The 17,797-nt window shown below is 70.5% G+C and carries 16 protein-coding genes; 8 read left to right on the forward strand and 8 right to left on the reverse strand.

Going from position 1 to position 17,797, the window contains the following annotated elements; translation table 11 throughout:
* The coding region (locus tag AB0D04_RS34835; RefSeq protein ID WP_362711394.1) for a universal stress protein at positions 1 to 718 on the forward strand (718 nt) is incomplete at its 5' end.
* Between the two features lie 150 nt (positions 719 to 868).
* On the opposite strand, the gene AB0D04_RS34840 is transcribed toward AB0D04_RS34835, so the two are convergent.
* Both AB0D04_RS34840 and AB0D04_RS34845 read right to left on the reverse strand, forming a co-directional pair.
* A complete protein-coding gene (locus AB0D04_RS34840) occupies positions 869 to 1,738 on the reverse strand; it encodes a glutathione S-transferase C-terminal domain-containing protein (protein ID WP_362711416.1) in 870 nt (289 codons plus the stop codon).
* A 183-nt stretch (positions 1,739 to 1,921) separates the two neighbouring features.
* A complete protein-coding gene (locus tag AB0D04_RS34845; protein ID WP_362711395.1) occupies positions 1,922 to 2,062 on the reverse strand; it encodes a putative leader peptide in 141 nt (46 codons plus the stop codon).
* Positions 2,063 to 2,176: 114 nt separating this feature from the next.
* On the opposite strand from AB0D04_RS34845, the gene AB0D04_RS34850 reads away from it, so the two are divergent.
* Together AB0D04_RS34850 and AB0D04_RS34855 are read left to right on the forward strand one after the other, a co-directional pair.
* Complete coding sequence (locus AB0D04_RS34850; RefSeq protein WP_362711396.1) at positions 2,177 to 2,635, forward strand: Rrf2 family transcriptional regulator; 459 nt, start codon at positions 2,177 to 2,179, stop codon at positions 2,633 to 2,635.
* 324 nt (positions 2,636 to 2,959) lie between these two features.
* Positions 2,960 to 4,231, forward strand: a complete 1,272-nt coding sequence (locus tag AB0D04_RS34855; protein ID WP_362711397.1) for an acyl-CoA dehydrogenase family protein — start codon at positions 2,960 to 2,962, stop codon at positions 4,229 to 4,231.
* 36 nt (positions 4,232 to 4,267) lie between these two features.
* On the opposite strand, the gene AB0D04_RS34860 is transcribed toward AB0D04_RS34855, so the two are convergent.
* The 3 genes from AB0D04_RS34860 to AB0D04_RS34870 all read right to left on the reverse strand — a co-directional run bounded on the left by AB0D04_RS34860 (position 4,268) and on the right by AB0D04_RS34870 (position 7,078).
* Positions 4,268 to 5,299: an ABC transporter substrate-binding protein gene (locus AB0D04_RS34860; protein WP_362711398.1), complete on the reverse strand. Its 1,032-nt coding sequence runs from the start codon at positions 5,297 to 5,299 to the stop codon at positions 4,268 to 4,270.
* A gap of 98 nt (positions 5,300 to 5,397) precedes the next feature.
* On the reverse strand, positions 5,398 to 6,273 hold the full coding sequence (locus AB0D04_RS34865; protein WP_362711399.1) for an ABC transporter permease: 876 nt from the start codon (positions 6,271 to 6,273) through the stop codon (positions 5,398 to 5,400).
* Complete coding sequence (locus tag AB0D04_RS34870) at positions 6,263 to 7,078, reverse strand: ABC transporter ATP-binding protein (RefSeq protein WP_362711400.1); 816 nt, start codon at positions 7,076 to 7,078, stop codon at positions 6,263 to 6,265. Before AB0D04_RS34870 ends, AB0D04_RS34865 begins: the two co-directional genes overlap by 11 nt.
* Positions 7,079 to 7,337: 259 nt before the next feature.
* Between AB0D04_RS34870 and AB0D04_RS34875 the strand changes: the two genes are divergently transcribed.
* The 5 genes from AB0D04_RS34875 to grpE all read left to right on the forward strand — a co-directional run bounded on the left by AB0D04_RS34875 (position 7,338) and on the right by grpE (position 13,981).
* Positions 7,338 to 9,053: a sensor histidine kinase gene (locus AB0D04_RS34875; protein WP_362711401.1), complete on the forward strand. Its 1,716-nt coding sequence runs from the start codon at positions 7,338 to 7,340 to the stop codon at positions 9,051 to 9,053.
* Positions 9,054 to 9,069: 16 nt separating this feature from the next.
* Positions 9,070 to 9,762 carry a response regulator gene (locus AB0D04_RS34880; protein WP_362711402.1) on the forward strand — a complete coding sequence of 231 codons (693 nt, stop codon included), beginning with the start codon at positions 9,070 to 9,072 and terminating at the stop codon, positions 9,760 to 9,762.
* A 123-nt stretch (positions 9,763 to 9,885) separates the two neighbouring features.
* Positions 9,886 to 11,268: a pyridoxal-dependent decarboxylase gene (locus AB0D04_RS34885; RefSeq protein WP_362711403.1), complete on the forward strand. Its 1,383-nt coding sequence runs from the start codon at positions 9,886 to 9,888 to the stop codon at positions 11,266 to 11,268.
* A gap of 197 nt (positions 11,269 to 11,465) precedes the next feature.
* Complete coding sequence (dnaK, locus tag AB0D04_RS34890; RefSeq protein WP_362711404.1) at positions 11,466 to 13,355, forward strand: molecular chaperone DnaK; 1,890 nt, start codon at positions 11,466 to 11,468, stop codon at positions 13,353 to 13,355.
* Entirely contained in the window at positions 13,352 to 13,981 is a 630-nt protein-coding gene (gene grpE / locus AB0D04_RS34895) for a nucleotide exchange factor GrpE (RefSeq protein ID WP_362711405.1), read from the forward strand. Before dnaK ends, grpE begins: the two co-directional genes overlap by 4 nt.
* Positions 13,982 to 14,026: 45 nt before the next feature.
* On the opposite strand, the gene AB0D04_RS34900 is transcribed toward grpE, so the two are convergent.
* The 3 genes from AB0D04_RS34900 to AB0D04_RS34910 form a co-directional block, all read right to left on the reverse strand.
* Entirely contained in the window at positions 14,027 to 14,455 is a 429-nt protein-coding gene (locus AB0D04_RS34900; RefSeq protein WP_362711406.1) for an SRPBCC family protein, read from the reverse strand.
* A gap of 118 nt (positions 14,456 to 14,573) precedes the next feature.
* Complete coding sequence (locus AB0D04_RS34905; RefSeq protein ID WP_362711407.1) at positions 14,574 to 15,629, reverse strand: HEAT repeat domain-containing protein; 1,056 nt, start codon at positions 15,627 to 15,629, stop codon at positions 14,574 to 14,576.
* A gap of 110 nt (positions 15,630 to 15,739) precedes the next feature.
* Entirely contained in the window at positions 15,740 to 17,710 is a 1,971-nt protein-coding gene (locus AB0D04_RS34910) for an amino acid transporter (RefSeq protein ID WP_362711408.1), read from the reverse strand.
* Positions 17,711 to 17,797 lie beyond the last annotated feature (87 nt).

Genomic DNA, 17,797 nt, shown 5'->3' on the forward strand with positions numbered 1-17,797 from the left:
CGAACCGCTCGCGTCGATGGTCCGGTCGGAGTTCCCCGACGTGACGGTACGTACGGAGACGGTGCCCGGCCGGGCCGCCGAGGAGCTCCTGAGCCGGTCGCCGCACGCGGCCGCTCTCGTCCTCGGGCACCGCGGGGCCGGCGGCTTCCCCCGGCTGCCGCTCAGCTCGGTCAGCTGGGAGGTGGCCGCGCATGCCGGCTGCCCGGTCATCATCGTCCGGCCGGAGGAAACCCCCGAGGCCACGGAAAATCGCGTGGTGGCCGGGGTGGACATCACCGATATCTCCGACGAAGCCCTGGATCTGGCCTTCGCGGAAGCCGAACTGCGCGGCGCCCACCTGGAGCTGGTGCATGCCAGCTTCCACCCCAGCGAGATGCCCGCCGGCCCGCACCTGGTGGCACCCGACTTCAAGGCCCTCGACGACGCCGCGCTGCTCATCCTGGAGGCCGAAACCGCCAGGCGGCGCGACCGCTATCCCGGTGTCCCGGTAGACCCGCGCGTCGAGCGCGTCCGCCCCGCCACCCTTCTGCGGGAGGCCTCGCAGCGCGCCGCTCTGCTGGTCGTCGGCTCGCACGGACGGAGCGGTCTGCGGCGGCTGGTGCTGGGATCCATCAGCGGTGAGGCGCTGCACAGCGCGGGATGCCCTGTTGCCGTGGTGCCGTTCACGGAGGGCGACAAGGCGTTCGGGAAGGCCCCGGGGGCGTCCGTGCCTGGCTGAGCGTCAGCTACGAGGTGCCACGCCCCCCGGACGGCCGCACCGCACCGGCAGCCGGAGTGCCCCGCGGGTGCGGAGCCGCCGTGCCATCGCCCGCTCGCCGGTGCGGGGCGGGCGTGGCCCCGGCGATATGCCACACCCGCCCCTGTCCCGTCAGCGGAGGGTCGGCGTAACGGGCCTGGACCTGAGCGCCGCCGTCCAGTCCACGATCTGCACCGCCGCCCCGGCGGCCTCCTGCCCCTGGCAGCGGGCATGGTGCCGGCGCGCGATGCCGTCCAGGTCCAGGTGGGAGCCGAAGGCTGGAAGGGCGGCCAGGCGGCGGGCATACGCCCACAACTGCCCGTGACCGGCGATGAGTTGTACTGCCGCGGCGTCCAAGTGCCAGCGGTGCACGGTGTCGAGCTGCACCAGCGTCACCCACAACTGGACGTCGGCAGAGGTGAGCTCGTCGCCCAGCACATATTCCCGGTCGGTCAGACGCCGCTCCAGGGAGTCCAGCGTGCGGAGCAGGGTGCCCAGCGCGGTCTCGTACTCCGAACTGTCCGTGCCGAGCCGGCCGGCACTCTGTGCGGCCTCGTTGATGTCCTGCTCGCAGAGCCGCCCGATCGCCTCGAGGTCGTTCCGCGCGTGGTGCGGATACAGCACGGGCCCCTCGCCACCGAACCGTTCGGTCAGATCACGCAGGATGTCGGGGGCGTGCGCACTGACGATCCGGCCCGTCCATCCGTCGCTGAGTACCGGGGCGGCGGCCGGCCCGGGGTGCTGGTGCGAGCTGGCCTCGTACAGCGGGCGCAGCGCGGAGTGCTCGCCGGCCGGGCCGTCGGGGACGGCGGGCAGCAGCGTCACCGGGAGGGTGTCGCCCAGGTCCAGCAGGCTGTGCGTGACGGCGATTCTCAGACAGTCCGGACACGACAGCGAGAGGTGCAGACGGTAGCGGTGCGGCACGGCGTAGTGGCCGCTGCGCGCATCGCAGCCGATCCTGCCCCGGAGGGACGGCACGGCGGTCGGGGAGGTGGGCGACATGGCGCCCATGTCAGGCGTAGCGGTCATACGGACTCCCTGGGATCTGGCCGGTTCGCGGGCTTACGGGCGGGCGTAAGGGCGGGCGGGCACAAGAAGGGCAGGCGGGCCCGGACGGCCCCGGCGCAGGCCCGGACGACGAGGGGACCGGCGTAAGGCGACGGGACGGGGCCGGGCGCTATCGCCTCAGCCGAGGGGACTCGCCGCGCTGCAGACGCGCAGGAGGTCGATGTGCCGGCGTGAGGTCAGAAGGGGAAGCGGCTGGGCCGCGCAGACCGCGCGGTCGGTGTCCAGCGCCGTACGCCCCATGAATTCCCACCCGTTCACTAGGGTTCCCGCCCCTGAGTGTCGAGGTGCCGCCGAGCTGCGTCAAGGGTGGTGCGTCGTCGCGATGGGGGGTGAGGCTCCACCTCCGCCCTCCCCCTGCGGAATAATGCCCCCATGCGGATTTCAGCCAGAGCGGACTATGCGGTGCGTGCCGCCCTGCAACTCGCTGATGCCCGGGATGCCGGGCCACTCAAGGCGGAGGCCATCGCCGACGCCCAGGACATTCCACACAAGTTCCTCGAAGGCATCCTCAACGACATGCGGCGGGGCGGACTCGTCGTGAGCCAGCGCGGCGGCAACGGCGGCTACCGGCTGGCCAAGGCCCCGGATGAGATCAGCATCGCGGATGTCATCCGCGTGGTGGACGGGCCGCTGGTGTCGGTACGCGGCGTCCGCCCGCCGGAGTTGTCCTATTCCGGCCCCGCCGAGTCGCTGCTGCCGCTGTGGGTGGCGCTGCGGGCCAACGTCCGTCAGATCCTCGACGGTGTGTCACTGGCCGATGTGGCTTCGGCCGAGCTGCCCACACGGGTGTCCGCGCTGACGGAGGACCCCGCTTCCTGGACGAACCCCTAGGGACGTTCGCCTGGCGCCTCTCTGGTGGGCCGAGTGTGCGGGAGCCGCTTGCCCTCCGGCCCACGGCCTCCGTCGCGCACGCCCGTCCGGATTCGCACCCTCGAGCGTCCACCCCTCGAACACCCCTTGCTCCACCGGGAGTCGGGAACGCATTCTATTTCCTACTAATCCAGTGGGAAAACTAGGGAACGAGGAGGTGGCGGCAGTGCGCGCGCTGATCCGTACCGCTGCATCCGTACCGCCGTCCCTCCCGTCGTCCCGCCACGCCCTTTCCCGGCCGACACTCACCGGCCCACCCCACCCGACAGGACGGTGAACGGCGCCATGCCGACGAAGCCCGCAGCCCGCCCGGCCTCCCCCCGGTCCCACGAGGTGACGGAGGAAGGACTGTGGCCGCGCGTCACCCGCGAACTCGCCGACGACCTCGCCGTCGACGCGCTCAGCCGTGACCGTGCGGGCAAGCCTCCCTTCGACGAGATCGCGCGGCTGCGCGAGGCCGGGCTGCCTGCCCTGCTGACGCCGCCCACGCCGCTGGGCGGGGGCAGTGACTGGCGTACCGCCTGCGCGGTCATCCGGGAGATCGCGGCGGCCGACAGCTCCATCGGCGAACTGCTCGCCCGGCACTACGTCCTGTCGTGGAGCCCCCGATTCTTCGGCACCCCGGAGAGCGCAGCAGACCTCGAACGCCAAGCGGCCGAGGAACAGTGGCTCTGGGGCGGCAGCAGCAACGTCCCAGGGACGGAGGCGGAGTCGGCGACCGGCCCCGATCTGACCCTCACGCCCACCCCTGGCGGGTACGTCCTCACCGGGCGCAAGGCCTTCGCCGCGGGTGTGGCCGTCGCGGACCGGCTGGTGCTCGGTGCGCTCTGCACCGCATCCGACGAGGCCCTGATCGTCGTCGTGGATCCGGCGCACCCTGCCGTGACAACCGACCCGGCGCATGACCGCCTCGGGCAGCGGCTGACCGGAGCCGGCAGCGTCGGATTCGACGGCGTGCCGGTGCATCCCGACCACGTCCTCGGCGCCGTCCCGCGCGATGAGCACGATCTCTCCCCCTTCGCCGCGCTCGCGCCCCTGGCGCTCCGGCTCGCCCTCGTCCACGTCGGGCTGGGCATCGCGGAGGGGGCACTGGCCGAGGCCAGGGACTTCAGCCGTGCCACACCGCGCACCTGGCCGGCCACGGGTGCGGACGGCGGCGCATACGCGGACCGCCCGGGCAGGGACCCCTACCTCCTCCTCGCCTACGGGGAACTGGTGGCCGCCGCGCACACCGCCGCGGCGGTGGTCGAACCGGCAACGGAAGCCCTGGCGAGAGGCCTCCTGCTGGGGGACGACCTCGGCGTCGACGAACGCGCCGAGATCGCCGTCCTCGTCGCCGCTGCCGAAGCCGTCACCAGCAGGTCCGCCCTCCAGATCACCACCCGCATCATGGAACTCACGGAGGGCGCCGAGTCCCCCGCCGGCGGCCCGGGTTTCGACCGGTTCTGGCGCAACGCCCGCGTCCTGACGGCGCAGGGCTCCCCCACCCACAGCCTCCGCGACATCGGCGACCACTATCTGAACGGGACGCGTCCGGCCCTGATGTTGCGCCTCTGAGGACTGCACATATGAGGGAGGAGCGCCCGTCCCCCATCAGCCCGACTTCTTGACGAATTCCGTGGTGTAGGTCTTCTTCAGGTCCACCGAGGCATTCTTCAGATTGGGGTTGAAGGCCTTGAGGACCCGCTCCACGGTGGCCGGCCCGTCGGCCGGCATCACGCCGTCCTTCGTAAACATGGGCAGGGTGTCCTTGATTGCCTGGGCATACAGCTTCTTACCGCCCTCTGCGTAGTCGGACGGCATCTTGGCGACGATTTGTTCGGACGTGTGGGTGGACATCCACTTGAGGGTCTTCACCAGGGCGTTGGCCAGCTTCTGCACCGTCTCCTTGTGGCTGTTCACCCAGTCGGTGTTCATATAGAGGCTGGAGGAGGGGTACGGGCCGCCGAGTGCCTGCCGCGAGCCCTCGGGGGTGCGCATGTCGATGAGAATCTTGCCGAGCTTCTTGTCCACGATTTGAGCGACCGTGGGGTCGGTCGTCATTCCGCCCTGAATTGAGCCCTGTTGGAGGGCGGAAATAAAGGTCTGGCCGGCGCCGACCGCCACCGGCGTGAACTCATTCGTCTGGACGCCGTTCTTGACCGCGAGGTATTTGGTAAGGAAATCGGTGGACGAACCGAGGCCGGTGACGCCGAGCTTCTTGCCCTTGAAGTCCTTCGGGGAAGTGAGATTGCCCGCCGCCTTGTTGGCGACGACCTCGACCTCGCCGGGGGCGTGCGCGAGCTGTACCACCGATTCCACCTGCTTGCCCTTGACCTGGAGATCGAGGGTGTGGTCGTAGAACCCGACGACGCCCTGCACATCGCCGGAGACGAGGGAGGTGGTGGCCTGTACGCCGGCCGGTTCCGTGAGCAGGGTGACCTTGAGGCCTTCGTCCTCGAAATAGCCGAGCTGCTGGGTGAGTCTCGCCGGTAGATAGATGACCTTGTCCAGGCCGCCCACCATGATTTTGATGCTGTCGTCCTTGGGGGCGGCCGAGGGGCCACCGCCGCCGCAGGCAGTGAGCGTGGTCAGGGCGAGGGTGGCGGCGGCCGCGGCGGCCGAGAGCTTGAGTGCGGTGCGCATGGTCACGTCCTTGGGAGAAGGAAAAGGAGACGGAAAAGGAGACGGAGGAAGAGAAAGAGAACGGCCTGGAGGCTTCGGGATCGCTCGTCCGGGGCCGTTCAGCGTTCGGCGCCGGCGTCGGTCGGCCTCCAGCGGAAGAGCCGCTTTTCGAGAAAGGCCAGCAGCCCTTCGGCGAGCAGGGCGACGACGGCGAGGATCACCATGGCCGCGTAGACACCGGCCGCGTTGAAGGTGCCCTGTGAGGCGGAGACCAGCAGGCCGAGGCCCTTGGTCGCGCCGATGTACTCGCCGACGATTGCGCCGATCAGGGCGAAGCCGAAGCTCACATGCAGGCTGGTGAAGATCCAGGAGGTGGCGGAGGGGATGACGACCTGAAGGGTGACCTGACGTGAACTCGCGCCGAGGATACGCGAGTTGGCGACCAGGTTACGGTCGACCTCCCGGGCGCCCTGGAAGGCGTTGAAGAAGACCGGGAAGAAGACGAGGACGACGGCGGAGGCGACCTTGGAGGCCGGGCCGAGGCCGAACCAGATGAGGAAGATGGGGGCGAGGACGATCCGCGGCAGCGCGTTGAGCACCTTGATGTACGGGCCGAGCACATCGGCGAGGAATCGGATCCGGCCAAGTGCGATGCCCAGCACCACGCCGCCGATCACACCGATGACCCAGCCGAGGAGCGCCTCGTAGAGCGTGTACCAGATCTGCTCCCAGAGGGAGCCCTGCGGGGTGCCGTGCAGCGCCCATTGGGCCATCTGGTCCCCGATCTTCGAGGGCATCGAGAAGTTGAAAGGGTCGATGACGGCGGCTCGGGCCAGCCACTCCCAGAGCCCGATCAGGCCGATGAGAAGCAGCACGCGGGTGCCGTGGACCAGGAGCTTGTGATGGCGGGCGGCCCGCGCACGTTCCTGCGAACGGTCCGCTCCTGTACCGGACTTGGCCATCTTGGCGGAGGCGGGAACGGTCTCAGGCGACATCTGCGGCACCCCTCTCGCGGGTGATGCGGACCTCTTCGCCGAGCGAGGACCAGATCTCCCGGTAGATCTCGATGAACCGCGGCTCCAGCCGCACCGATTCGACCTGCCGGGGGCGCGGCAGGTCGATGGCGAAGACCTCCTTGACGGTCGCGGGGCCTGCTGTCATCACCACCACCTTGTCGGCGAGGGCAATGGACTCCTCCAGGTCGTGCGTCACGAACACGACGGAGGCGCCGGTGCCCGACCACAGCTCGAGGAGTTCATCCGACATCAGGGCGCGGGTCTGTACGTCCAGGGCGGAGAACGGCTCGTCCATGAGCAGGAGTTCGGGGTCGTTGACGAAGGTCGCGGCGAGGGCGACGCGTTTGCGCTGGCCGCCGGAGAGCTGGTGCGGATAGCGGTCCTCGAAGGACGCCAGCCCGACCCTGGCGAGCCATTCGCGCGCCCGTTCCTTCGCCTCGGGCTTGGGCACACCGCGGAAACGGGGACCGGCCATCACATTCGACAGCACGGTGCGCCAGGGGAAGACCGCGTCCTGCTGGAAGACGAAGCCGATCTTCTCGCCGATGCCGCGGACCGGTTCGCCGCCGACCAGGACCTCTCCGACCGTGGGCTCCTCCAGCCCGCTGATCAGCGTCAGCGTGGTGGACTTTCCGCATCCGGTGGGCCCGACGACGGCGACGAATTCGCCGCGCTCGACGACCAGATCAAGATCCCGGACGGCGGTGTGCAGCGCCCCGGACGGGGTCCGGAACACTTTGCTCGTTCCCCGCAGTTCGATCGCGGGGCTGGAGTGGCTGTTCATGGCCCCGGAGGCTAGAAGCGACCCGGTGCGGCGCGGCAGCCTTGTGGCCGCAAGCTGCCTTTCTGCGCGCATTCTCCGTTGTGCTCGTTTTGCTCATCCAAGAACGGCTGGATCCTTACGCAGGGGTGTGCAGCCGCCCGCGTACGGCTTACGGTGCGGACACCTCTACGTCACACGACGTCACATGAGGTCACATGACGTCGCATGACGCCGCACGATGCCGCGGGATGCCTGGCACTACGGGAGACGAGGGGATGGTATGCGGATCCACTGGCGCCGACGCCTGCCCTGGCCCCGGCCCCGGCCCCGCCGGATCTTCGCGCAGGTCCTGACCGCGCAGGTGACCATCACCACCGGTGTGATGGTGCTCGCCATGGGTCTGTTTCTCGCCCCGCTCGGCGCGGAGTTCGACGACCAGGCGATGCGGCGGGCACTGTCGATCGCCCAGACCACCGCGGCCGATCCGGACCTCGCGCGGGAGCTGGTCACCACCCGGCCGGATCCGCGCGGGCCGGTGCAGGCGGATGCGGAGCGGATCCGTACGGCGACGGGGGCGCTGTACATCGTGGTGATGGACATGCGGGGTGTGCGGTGGTCGCACACCACCACCGCCGAGATCGGCAGGCATGTGTCCACCGATCCGAGCCGGACCCTGGCCGGACAGGAAGTACGGCAGATCGACACCGGGACGCTGGGGCGGTCGGCGCGCGCCAAGGTGCCGCTGCGCGACGACCGCGGCCGGATCGTCGGGGCGGTGTCGGTCGGCATCGGCTACGACAGCGTCCGGGGGCGGCTGTTCGCCGCCCTTCCGGGGCTGCTGCGGTACGCGGGCGCGGCGCTCGCTGTCGGCGTTCTGGCCGCGGTCGGTGTCTCCCGCCGGCTGCGGCGCCGTACGCACGGTGTGGCGTTCGCCGATATCTCGGCGCTGCTCGCCGAGCGGGAGGCGATGCTGCACGGCATCCGTGAGGGCGTGGTGGCCTGCGACCGGTACGGCAGGATCCGGCTGGTCAACGACGAGGCCGGGCGGCTGCTCGGCCTCGATGCGACGGCGGCCGCCGGGCAGACGCCGGCCGAGGTGCTGCCGCCGGGCCGGACGACGGATGTGCTGTCCGGGCGGGTGGCGGGGACGGACCTGCTGGCCGTCAGCGGCGGGCGCGTGCTGGTCGCCAACCGGGTGCCGACGCGGGACGGCGGGGCGGTGGTGACGCTGCGCGACCGTACCGAACTGGAACTGCTCGGCCGCGAACTGGACAGTACCCAGGGCCTGTTGGACGCGCTGCGTGCCCAGGACCACGAGCACGCCAACCAGCTGCACACCCTGCGCGGGCTGCTCGAACTCGGGCGGCACGAGAAGGCGGTGGAGTTCGTGACCGAAGTGGCCGGCGCCCACCGGGCGTCCGCGGAACAGATCGCCGAGCGGGTACCGGACCCGCTGCTCTCCGCGCTCCTGGTCGGCAAGGCGGCCATCGCGGCCGAGCGCGGGGTGTCGCTCCGGGTGTCGGCCGCGACGCTGCTGCCCGATGCGGTGGTCGACCCGCGCGACCTGGTGACCGTGCTGGGCAACCTCCTCGACAACGCGCTGGACGCCGTCGCCGGGCACCGCCGCGCCGACCCGTTCGTCGAGGTGGAGCTGCGGGCCGAGGGCACCACGGCGGTGCTGCGGGTCTCGGACACCGGGCCGGGGGTGCCGCCCGCGATACGCGACGCGATCTTCGCCGAGGGCTGGTCCACCAAGCGCGCCCCGTCCGCCACCGCCCTCCGCGGCCGGGGCATCGGCCTGGCGCTGGTGCGGCGGCCGGCCGAGCGGTACGGCGGGATGGCCCGGGTGACCGCCCGCGCGGGCGGCGGCGCGGTCTTCACCGTCGTCCTGCCCGAGGCGCTCGCCCGGGAGGCCGGCGCACCAGGCATTCCGGGAACCCCAGGTATCCCGGGCACTCCGGGTACCCGTCTCACCGCCGCCGGAGAGCCGCGATGACCGAGGGAGGATCACCGTGATCGACGTCCTGGTGGTGGACGACGACTTCCACGTCGCCGAGATCAATGCCGCCTATGTCTCCCAGGTCCCCGGCTTCCGCGTCACCGGCCACGCCCACACCGCCGCCCAGGCGCTGGCAACCCTGGAGCGCACCCCCGTCGACCTGGTACTCCTCGACCACTACCTGCCGGACGAGACCGGCCTGAGCCTGGTACGGCGGCTGCGCCAGCTCGGCCATCGCGCCGACGTGATCATGGTGACGGCGGCCCGCGATGTGTCCACCGTCCAGGACGCCATGCGCTGCGGCGCGCTGCAATACCTCGTCAAGCCGTTCGGCTTCGCCGGCCTGCGCGCCAAGCTCGAGGGGTACGCCGCGCTGCGCCGGACCGTCGCGGGCGTCGGCGGACGTGGCGAGGCCGGCCAGGAACAGGTCGACCGGATCTTCGGCGCCTTCCGTACCGCCGACTCCCCGCACACGGAACTCCCCAAGGGCCACTCGGCAGCGACCGTCGACCTCATCCGCCATGCCCTGGCCGAAGCCGCACGCCCCCTCTCCGCCCACGAGGTGGCCGAACGCACCGGCGTCAGCCGCTCCACCGCCCAGCGCTACCTCAAACACCTCGAGCGCGCCGGCCGCATCACCCTGACCCTGAAGTACGGGGACACCGGGCGGCCGGAGCACCGGTACAGGTGGGCCGGGGGGCGGTGAGGGGCGCCCCCGTCGCCCTCACGGGCCCCCGCCCCAGGCGGACTTCGTGACCCCGGTGGCCCCCGCGATCTCCGTGACGGCAACAATCCGGCAGAGATCCACCACCGATGAACGGAGCCCCTTATGCACCCGCGACTCGCCGACGACCTCGACGCTCTGCCGGATCTGTTGGAGGCCACCCGGCGGCATGCCGCGGCGTTTCTCGACGGGCTTGCCGAGGCTCCGGTCGTACCGGACGCGGTGGTTCCGCAGGCGGTGCCGCTGTCCGCGGAGGGGGTCGGGCTGGCCGCCGCCTTGCGGGAGTTCGCCGGTCGTTGGGAACCGGGGCTGTCGGCCAGTGCCGGGCCGCGGTACCTCGGTTTTGTCACCGGGGGCGTGACGCCGGCCGCGCTGGCCGGGGACTGGCTGACCGCGACGGTGGACCAGAACGCGATGTCGTCGCTGGACGCCACCGGCCAGCACCTCGAACGGGAGACGGTGGGCTGGCTGCGTGAGCTGTTCGGCCTGTCCGACCGCCACGGCGGGGCCCTGGTCAGCGGAGCCACCCTGTCCAACACCGTCGGTCTGGCGATCGCCCGCGAATGGCTCGGCGAGCGGCTCGGCGTGTCGCCCGCCGAGGCGGGGGTGGCCGCCCTGGGGACCGTACGGGTCCTGTCGGGCAGCCCGCACTCCAGCGTGGCCAAGGGGCTGTCCCTGTTGGGGCTGGGACGCGCCGCCCTCCGGACGGTGGCCACTCTTCCCGGACGGGAGGCGGTCGATCCGGCGGCGCTGGAAGCGGCGCTGCGGGAGGCGGACGGCCCGTGCATCGTCGTGGCCAACGCCGGCACGGTCAACACGGTCGACTTCGACGACCTGCGGGCCCTTGCCGCGCTGCGCGACCGCTATGACTTCTGGCTGCACACCGATGCCGCGTTCGGTGCCTTCGCCGCGCTCTCCGCCGACCACGCCCACCTCGTCGACGGCCTCGACCTGGCCGACTCGGTCTGCGTCGACCTGCACAAATGGCTGAATGTGCCGTACGACAGCGCGGTGCAGTTCACCCGTCGCCAGGACCTTCAGGCCCGGGTGTTCCAGAATGCGGCCGCCTATCTCGGCCCGCTGGGCGCGACCCCCGATCTCGTCCATCTCACCCCGGAGAACTCCCGCCGGCTGCGTGCGCTCGCGGCCTGGTTCACGCTGCGCGCATACGGACGCGACGGTCACCGCGAGATCGTGGAACGCTGTGTGGCCTGCGCCCGCGTCCTCGGCTCGGCCGTCGAGAAGATCGAGGGGCTGCGCCTGCTCGCACCGGTCCGGCTGAACGTCGTCTGTTTCACCCTGGCCGACGGCCCCACCCCCGAGCGCCTCGCCGCCCTCGCGGACGAGCTGGCCGCCGAGGCGTTCCTGACGCCGACGGTGTACGCCGGGCAGCCCGCGCTTCGGGCCGCGTTCAGCAACTGGCGTACGAGCGAGGCGGACACCCAGCGGGTCGCGCGAGCGCTGGAGCGCGCCGTCCGGACGCGCTGAACTGGCCATACAGTCCATTTGCCACGAATGCGGAGCATCTTGACAGGCATCTTGGGACGATTTATGCAGATGGTGTAGGTGGCTTGCTCTCCGTACCAGCAGGTGAGGGCCTGCGTGGTGGACCGTACGGCGCAGCATCGCTGCCCCGAGTCGGCGACCGCTCCGGGAGCGGGCGGCCGCAAGGTGAGGAGAGGACCATGGCACGCGCAGTGGGTATTGACCTCGGTACGACGAACTCGGTGGTCAGTGTGATGGAGGGCGGGGAGCCCACCGTCATCGCCAACGCCGAGGGGGCCCGGACCACGCCTTCGGTGGTCGGGTTCGCCAAGGGCGGCGATGTGCTGGTCGGCGAGATCGCCAAACGGCAGGCCGTGACCAACATCGAGCGCACCGCCCGGTCGGTCAAGCGCCACGTGGGCGAGGCGCAGTGGCGGTTCCCGGAGAGCGGTGACATCGACGGCAAGCAGTACACCGCGCAGGAGATCTCCGCGCGGGTGCTGCAGAAGCTCAAGCGCGACGCCGAGCAATACCTGGGTGAGGACGTGACGGACGCCGTCGTGACCGTGCCGGCCTACTTCAATGATTCGCAGCGCACCGCGACCAAGGAGGCCGGTGAGATCGCGGGCCTGAAGGTGCTGCGGATCGTCAATGAGCCGACGGCCGCGGCGCTGGCGTACGGCCTGGACAAGGAGCACGACCAGACGATTCTGGTCTTCGACCTGGGCGGCGGCACCTTCGATGTCTCGCTGCTGGAGATCGGCGACGGTGTCGTGGAGGTGAAGGCCACCAACGGTGACACCCACCTCGGCGGCGACGACTGGGACCAGCGCGTCGTCGACTACTTGGCCAAGCAGTTCAAGAATGCGTACGGGATCGATCTGGCCCAGGACAAGATGGCCACCCAGCGGCTGCGGGAGGCCGCCGAGAAGGCGAAGATCGAGCTGTCCGCGGCCACCGAGACCACGATCAACCTGCCGTATCTGAGCGCGTCGCCGGATGGGCCGCTGCACCTTGACGAGAAGCTGACGCGCGCCCAGTTCGAGCAGCTGACCGCCGACCTGCTGGACCGGTGCAAGGCCCCGTTCCACAGTGCAGTCGACGATGCGGGGATCAAGGTCTCCGACATCAACAATGTGATCCTGGTCGGCGGCTCGACCCGGATGCCGGCGGTGACGGAACTGGTCAAGGAGCTGACGGGCAAGGACCCGCACAAGGGCGTCAACCCGGACGAGGTCGTGGCCATCGGTGCCACCCTCCAGGCCGGTGTCCTCAAGGGCGAGGTCAAGGACGTGCTGCTGCTGGACGTCACGCCGCTCTCGCTCGGTATCGAGACCAAGGGCGGCATCATGACCAAGCTCATCGAGCGGAACACCACCATTCCCACGAAGCGGTCGGAGATCTTCACGACGGCCGAGGACAACCAGCCGTCGGTGCAGATCCAGGTGTTCCAGGGGGAGCGCGAGATCGCGGCGTACAACAAGAAGCTCGGGATGTTCGAGCTGACCGGTCTGCCGCCCGCCCCACGTGGTCTGCCGCAGATCGAGGTGTCCTTCGACATCGACGCCAACGGCATCATGCACGTCACGGCCAAGGACCTCGGTACGGGCAAGGAGCAGAAGATGACCGTCACCGGCGGCTCCTCGCTGCCGAAGGACGACATCGACCGGATGGTCCGCGAGGCCGAGAAACACGCCGAGGAGGACCGGCTCAGGCGGGAGTCCGCGGAGACCCGTAACCAGGCGGAGCAGCTGGTCTACCAGACGGAGAAGTTCCTCAAGGACAACGAGGACAAGGTGCCCGCGGAGACGAAGTCCGAGGTCGAGACGGCGGTCGGCGAGCTGAAGGAGAAGCTCAAGGGCGAGTCCGCCGAGGGCGGCAACACAGCCGAGATCCGCACCGCCAGCGAGAAGGTCGCGGCCGTCTCCCAGAAGCTGGGGCAGGCCATGTACGCCGATGCCCAGGCCGCGCAGGCCGCCTCGGGTGGCGCCGAGGGCACGGCCCCCGGTGGCGAGCAGGCCAAGCCCGAGGACGATGTCGTCGATGCGGAGATCGTCGACGACGACAAGCAGGAGGGCAGCGCACGATGAACCGCCCGACCCACGTCCGTGGCCTCCCCCGCCGACCGCTGGCACTCGTGCGGGACCACCCGGACGACGGCCCCGCCGTGCTCCCCCGGCGTGCCGTCGAAGGGACGCAGACCGCCGATACGGACAGCGGTGCACCAGCCGGCCGCGCCCCCGCCGCCGCGCAGCCCGCGTCACCGGAGGCGGTGCTCCGCGCCGAACTGCGGGAGCGCACGGCCGATCTGCAACGGCTGAAGGCCGAGTACGACAACTACCGCAAGCGGGTCCGCCGCGATCGTCGCGCGGTCGGCGAGATCGCCGTGACCAACGTGCTGGGCCGGTTGCTGCCCGTACTCGACGCCGTCGCGGAGGCCGCCGAGCAGGGCGAGCTGACCGGCGGTTTCCGGCGTGTCGCCGAGGCGCTGGAAACCGAACTGGCGGGGCTGGGTCTGCAGGCCTTCGGCGCGCCGGGCGACCCGTTCGATCCGACCCGCCATGAGGCCCTCACCTACACGCCGGCCGACCCCCCTTCCGGCCGGGCCGAACGCGCCACCTGCGCGGCCGTCGTCCGGCCGGGATACCGGGTCGGCGACCGGCTGCTGCGGCCCGCGCAGGTGGCGGTCAGGGGCGAGGCGCCGGCCGGGGCGTGACCGGCGGGCGCGGAGCCGACGCGTCCCTCTCGAAGAGCAGGTGCCTCACTTCTTGTGTTCCACCATCTCCTTGAACTGCTGGAGATCGCTGCGCAGACCCCGCTCGATGGCGGCGGCCTGGGCAAATCCCTTGGGCCCGCCGAAGTCGTCCTTGATGGTGCCCGGGTCGTATTCGAACCGGGCCTGGACGCGGGTGTGCTCCCGGTCGATGGGCAGCAGCGCGACCGTACCTGCCAGGTCAGGACCGGTCTTGGTCTGCCATGTCAGCACCTTTTCCGCGCTGCGGTCGGTGATCTCGAGCTCGAGTTCCCGGGATGTGCCGCCCGCGTCAAGTCCGAGGTGGGTGCGCTTGCCCTCGAGATGGGCCTCGCGCACGCCGTCCACGAACTTCGGATAGCTCTCCACCTGGTGCAGGCAATCCCAGGCCTTGTCGAGGGGAGCACCGATGTCGATGTGTTCTTCGAGAGTGCTCATACGGCACCTCACAGATCGGTTCACGGCTGACGGATTACCTCTCCAGGGTGCTCCGGGCGGGCAGCGGGGGCGACCCGAGTCGGGCGTACCCGAGGTGACCGCTCACTTACCGAACCGGTCACCTGCCGGCGAGCCGGGGCAGCCTCCAGGCCGCCAGTTCTCTGACCGACCGGTCGGGGTCGGAGAGCAGCGGTGTGAGGTCGTCTTCGGTGATCACGCCGGAGTCGTCGAGGGCGTGGACGGCCCGTCGGCGGACCTCCGGGCAGGTGTCGAAGAGCAGGGCGCGGGCGCGTGCGTGCCAGGCACTGCCCCGGCGGGACAAGGCGCCGAGCGCGGCGTCGCGGATGCCTGCGGAGGTGTCCGTCAGAGCGCGGGTGAACGTGCCGGCGTCGGCGGGTGTCGGGCGGCGGCCCAACGCGATCACGGCCGCCAGGCGTACCTCGGCGTCGGCATCGCCGACGGCGGCGGCCCGGAGCGCCGACCGGGCGGTCGGCGGGAGCGCCGGACAGCGGCCCAACGTCCAGGCGGCCGCATGCCGTTGGCGGGGATCCGGCGCGTCGCGCAGCAGGGACACCAGCAGGGGCTGGTCGTACGGCAGCGAGACGTTGAATCCCGAGGTGTCCATCCCGTCGACGGTCTCGTCCAGCCATCTCTCGTACCAGGCAAGAAAGTCGGAGTCGTGGCAGAAAGTGGGCGGCCGGAGGTCGAGGTCGACGTTGACGACGCGTCCGCGGGCGGGGCCGGAGACCACGAGCAGGGTGGAGTAGGAGCAGCCCTCGCTGGTGAGCGAGAGGCAGCCGGGGTAGGGCTCGGGGTCTTTGGCACCCAGCGCGTCGTACCAGTCCGGGCTCGGTGCGGGGTCGCTGGGCGAGAGCGGGAACGGCGTGGCCAGATGGCCGGGCTGGAGGGCGTCCAGGACGGCGTAGTCCCAGTCGCCCAGCGGCTTGAGGCCGTAGTGCGGACCGGCGCCGGCGTGACCGACCGTGGTGAGGAAGCTCCGGTAGTCCTCCGGCAGCCGGATGCCGTGCTCGGTCTCAAATGCCGTCACCGTGGACTCCGGCAGCGGCGGGCCGAGCCGGAACCGGTGCATTTCTTCGCCGAAGGAGTGGGCTCGTCCGGGCAGCCCGCGGACGATGGCCAGCTTGGCGGCGATTCTGCGCAGGCGTACGTCCACGCCGTATCAACTCTTGGCGACCCGCCCGGAGTTCCCGCGCCACCGCACGGAGTGAGCGGGCGATGCGCGGGCGAGGTCCGGTGGATCAGGAACGGACAGGGACCGACGGGTCAGCCGACGTGGACGCGGGGGCGGCGGCCGCGGTCGGGTTCGGCCTCGCGCAGGACTTCGCGGGTGACCGGGGCGACCTCGCCCTGGCCGAAGAGGAAGAAGCGGAGGAACTGGGCGAAGGGGTTGCCCTCGGTCCACTCGAAGTAGATGTGCGGCCGCTGACCGGTTTCATCCCGTACGTGCAGCAGCAGGGCGGCCAGCGCGTTGGAGATGGTGGAGCTGTCGAGGCACAGGACGCGGTAGCGGCCGTGCAGGACCTCGCCGCGGACCCGCAGCTCGCTCTCGAATTCGGAGGGGTCTCCGACGGTGACCTCGACAAAGATCACGTCGTCTTCCGACGAGATGTCGTTGTCGGTACGGATCTGCTGGAGCTTGTCGCGGTATTCGGCCATGTCCCGCTGGTCGGGCTCGTTCGCGATGAAGCGGATGCCGCGTCGCGCCGCGTCGCGGACGAACCGCTCGGCGGTGTCGTCGAGGGCCACGCTGGTCACCCGGAGCTCGAAGGCGCGGGCCATCCGGGACAAGAACGACACCAGGATGATGCCGGCGATGAAGCAGGCGCCGATCTTCACACCGTCGGGCCGCTCGAAGACATTGACCACCGTGACGTAGAGGAAGAGCACGGAGATCGCGGTGAAACCGACGGCCCAGCGGCGCTGGCCGGCGCGCCGGGCGGCGATGGTCACCGCGATCGCGGCGGAGCTCATCAGCACGAGCACACCAGTGGCGTACGCACCGCCCTGGGCGTCGACGTCGGCGTGGAAGATCCAGGTCACCAGGAAGGCGATCAGCGTGAAGACCAGCACCATGGGGCGGACCGCACGTGCCCAGTGGGGGGCCATGCCGTAACGGGGCAGATAGCGGGGCATGAGGTTGAGCAGCCCGGCCATGGCCGAGGCGCCGGCGAACCAGAGGATGGCGATGGTCGAGACGTCGTAGACGGTGCCGAAGGCGGAGCCCAGGTACTCGTGGGACAGGAAGGCCAGGGCGCGCCCGTTGGCCTCGCCGCCGGGCTTGAAGGCGTCCTCCGGGATGAGCAGGGTGGTGATGAAGCTGGTGAGGATGAGGAACACGCTCATGATCACGGCGGCGGTGGTGAGCAGCTTCTTCGTCCCGCGGATCCGGCCGGTGGGGCGCTCTTCGGTGTCGTCCGGGTCGCCCTCGACATGGGGCATGACCGCCACGCCGGTCTCGAAGCCGGACAGGCCCAGCGCCAGCTTCGGGAAGACGAGGAGGGCCACACCGATCATCGCCAGGAGATTGCCGTGGTCGAGGGTCAGGGCGTGGGACCAGTCCGGGACGACGTGCGGGGCCTTGAACACATGCCACAGTCCGACGACGACCACGACCGCGTTGAGTGCGAGGTAGATGGCCACCAGGGCCACCGCCACCCCGATGGCCTCCAGGAAGCCCTTGAGGAACACCGCGCCGAGCAGGGCGACCAGGATCAGGGTGACGACCACCTGCTGGTCGTGCAGGACGTCGGTGAGGTGCGGGTTCTCGATCAGATGGGTGGAGGCGTCGGCCGCCGACAGGGTGATGGTGATGAGGAAGTCGGTGGCGGCGAAGCCCAGCAGGGTCAGGACGAACAGTTTGCCCTTCCAGAAGGACAGCAGCCGCTCCAGCATCGCGATCGAGCCCTCACCGCGCGGGCTCTCCTCGGCCACCCGCCGGTAGACCGGCAGCGCCCCCGCGAGAGTGACGAGGACGAGGACGATGGTGGCGATCGGCGACAGCAGGCCGGCGGCGAGGGCAGCGATACCCGGCTGGTAGCCGAGGGTGGAGAAGTAGTCCACACCCGTCAGGCACATCACCCGCCACCATCGTTGCCCCTTGTGCGCGGTCTCCGGCGGGGGCTGCGCGCCCTTCTGATGCTTGGCCATATCGGCCAGGCCTTCCAGCATCCATGCCCGCAGGCGATGGCGTACGGAGGCCCGGGAAGCGGAACCGGCGGGTGCGGGGGCGGCCATCGGGCACTCCTGTCGTACGACGAAAGCTTTCGGCCATCGACGAGACGGCCAGGTCAGGGTACGCAACGAGGTTGACGGGGCTCGCCT

The organism is Streptomyces sp. NPDC048483 (genome assembly GCF_040651455.1).
Taxonomy (GTDB): Bacteria; Actinomycetota; Actinomycetes; order Streptomycetales; family Streptomycetaceae; genus Streptomyces.

What these genes read in the sequence shown, in the direction of transcription:
- AB0D04_RS34840 (WP_362711416.1), bottom strand. Translation starts at nt 1,738, where the DNA reads ATGTCGCCCACCTCCCCGACCGCCGTGCCGTCCCTCCGGGGCAGGATC.
- AB0D04_RS34850 (WP_362711396.1), top strand. Translation starts at nt 2,177, where the DNA reads ATGCGGATTTCAGCCAGAGCGGACTATGCGGTGCGTGCCGCCCTGCAA.
- AB0D04_RS34855 (WP_362711397.1), top strand. Translation starts at nt 2,960, where the DNA reads ATGCCGACGAAGCCCGCAGCCCGCCCGGCCTCCCCCCGGTCCCACGAG.
- AB0D04_RS34860 (WP_362711398.1), bottom strand. Translation starts at nt 5,299, where the DNA reads ATGCGCACCGCACTCAAGCTCTCGGCCGCCGCGGCCGCCGCCACCCTC.
- AB0D04_RS34865 (WP_362711399.1), bottom strand. Translation starts at nt 6,273, where the DNA reads ATGTCGCCTGAGACCGTTCCCGCCTCCGCCAAGATGGCCAAGTCCGGT.
- AB0D04_RS34870 (WP_362711400.1), bottom strand. Translation starts at nt 7,078, where the DNA reads ATGAACAGCCACTCCAGCCCCGCGATCGAACTGCGGGGAACGAGCAAA.
- AB0D04_RS34875 (WP_362711401.1), top strand. Translation starts at nt 7,338, where the DNA reads ATGCGGATCCACTGGCGCCGACGCCTGCCCTGGCCCCGGCCCCGGCCC.
- AB0D04_RS34885 (WP_362711403.1), top strand. Translation starts at nt 9,886, where the DNA reads ATGCACCCGCGACTCGCCGACGACCTCGACGCTCTGCCGGATCTGTTG.
- dnaK (WP_362711404.1), top strand. Translation starts at nt 11,466, where the DNA reads ATGGCACGCGCAGTGGGTATTGACCTCGGTACGACGAACTCGGTGGTC.
- grpE (WP_362711405.1), top strand. Translation starts at nt 13,352, where the DNA reads ATGAACCGCCCGACCCACGTCCGTGGCCTCCCCCGCCGACCGCTGGCA.
- AB0D04_RS34900 (WP_362711406.1), bottom strand. Translation starts at nt 14,455, where the DNA reads ATGAGCACTCTCGAAGAACACATCGACATCGGTGCTCCCCTCGACAAG.
- AB0D04_RS34910 (WP_362711408.1), bottom strand. Translation starts at nt 17,710, where the DNA reads ATGGCCGCCCCCGCACCCGCCGGTTCCGCTTCCCGGGCCTCCGTACGC.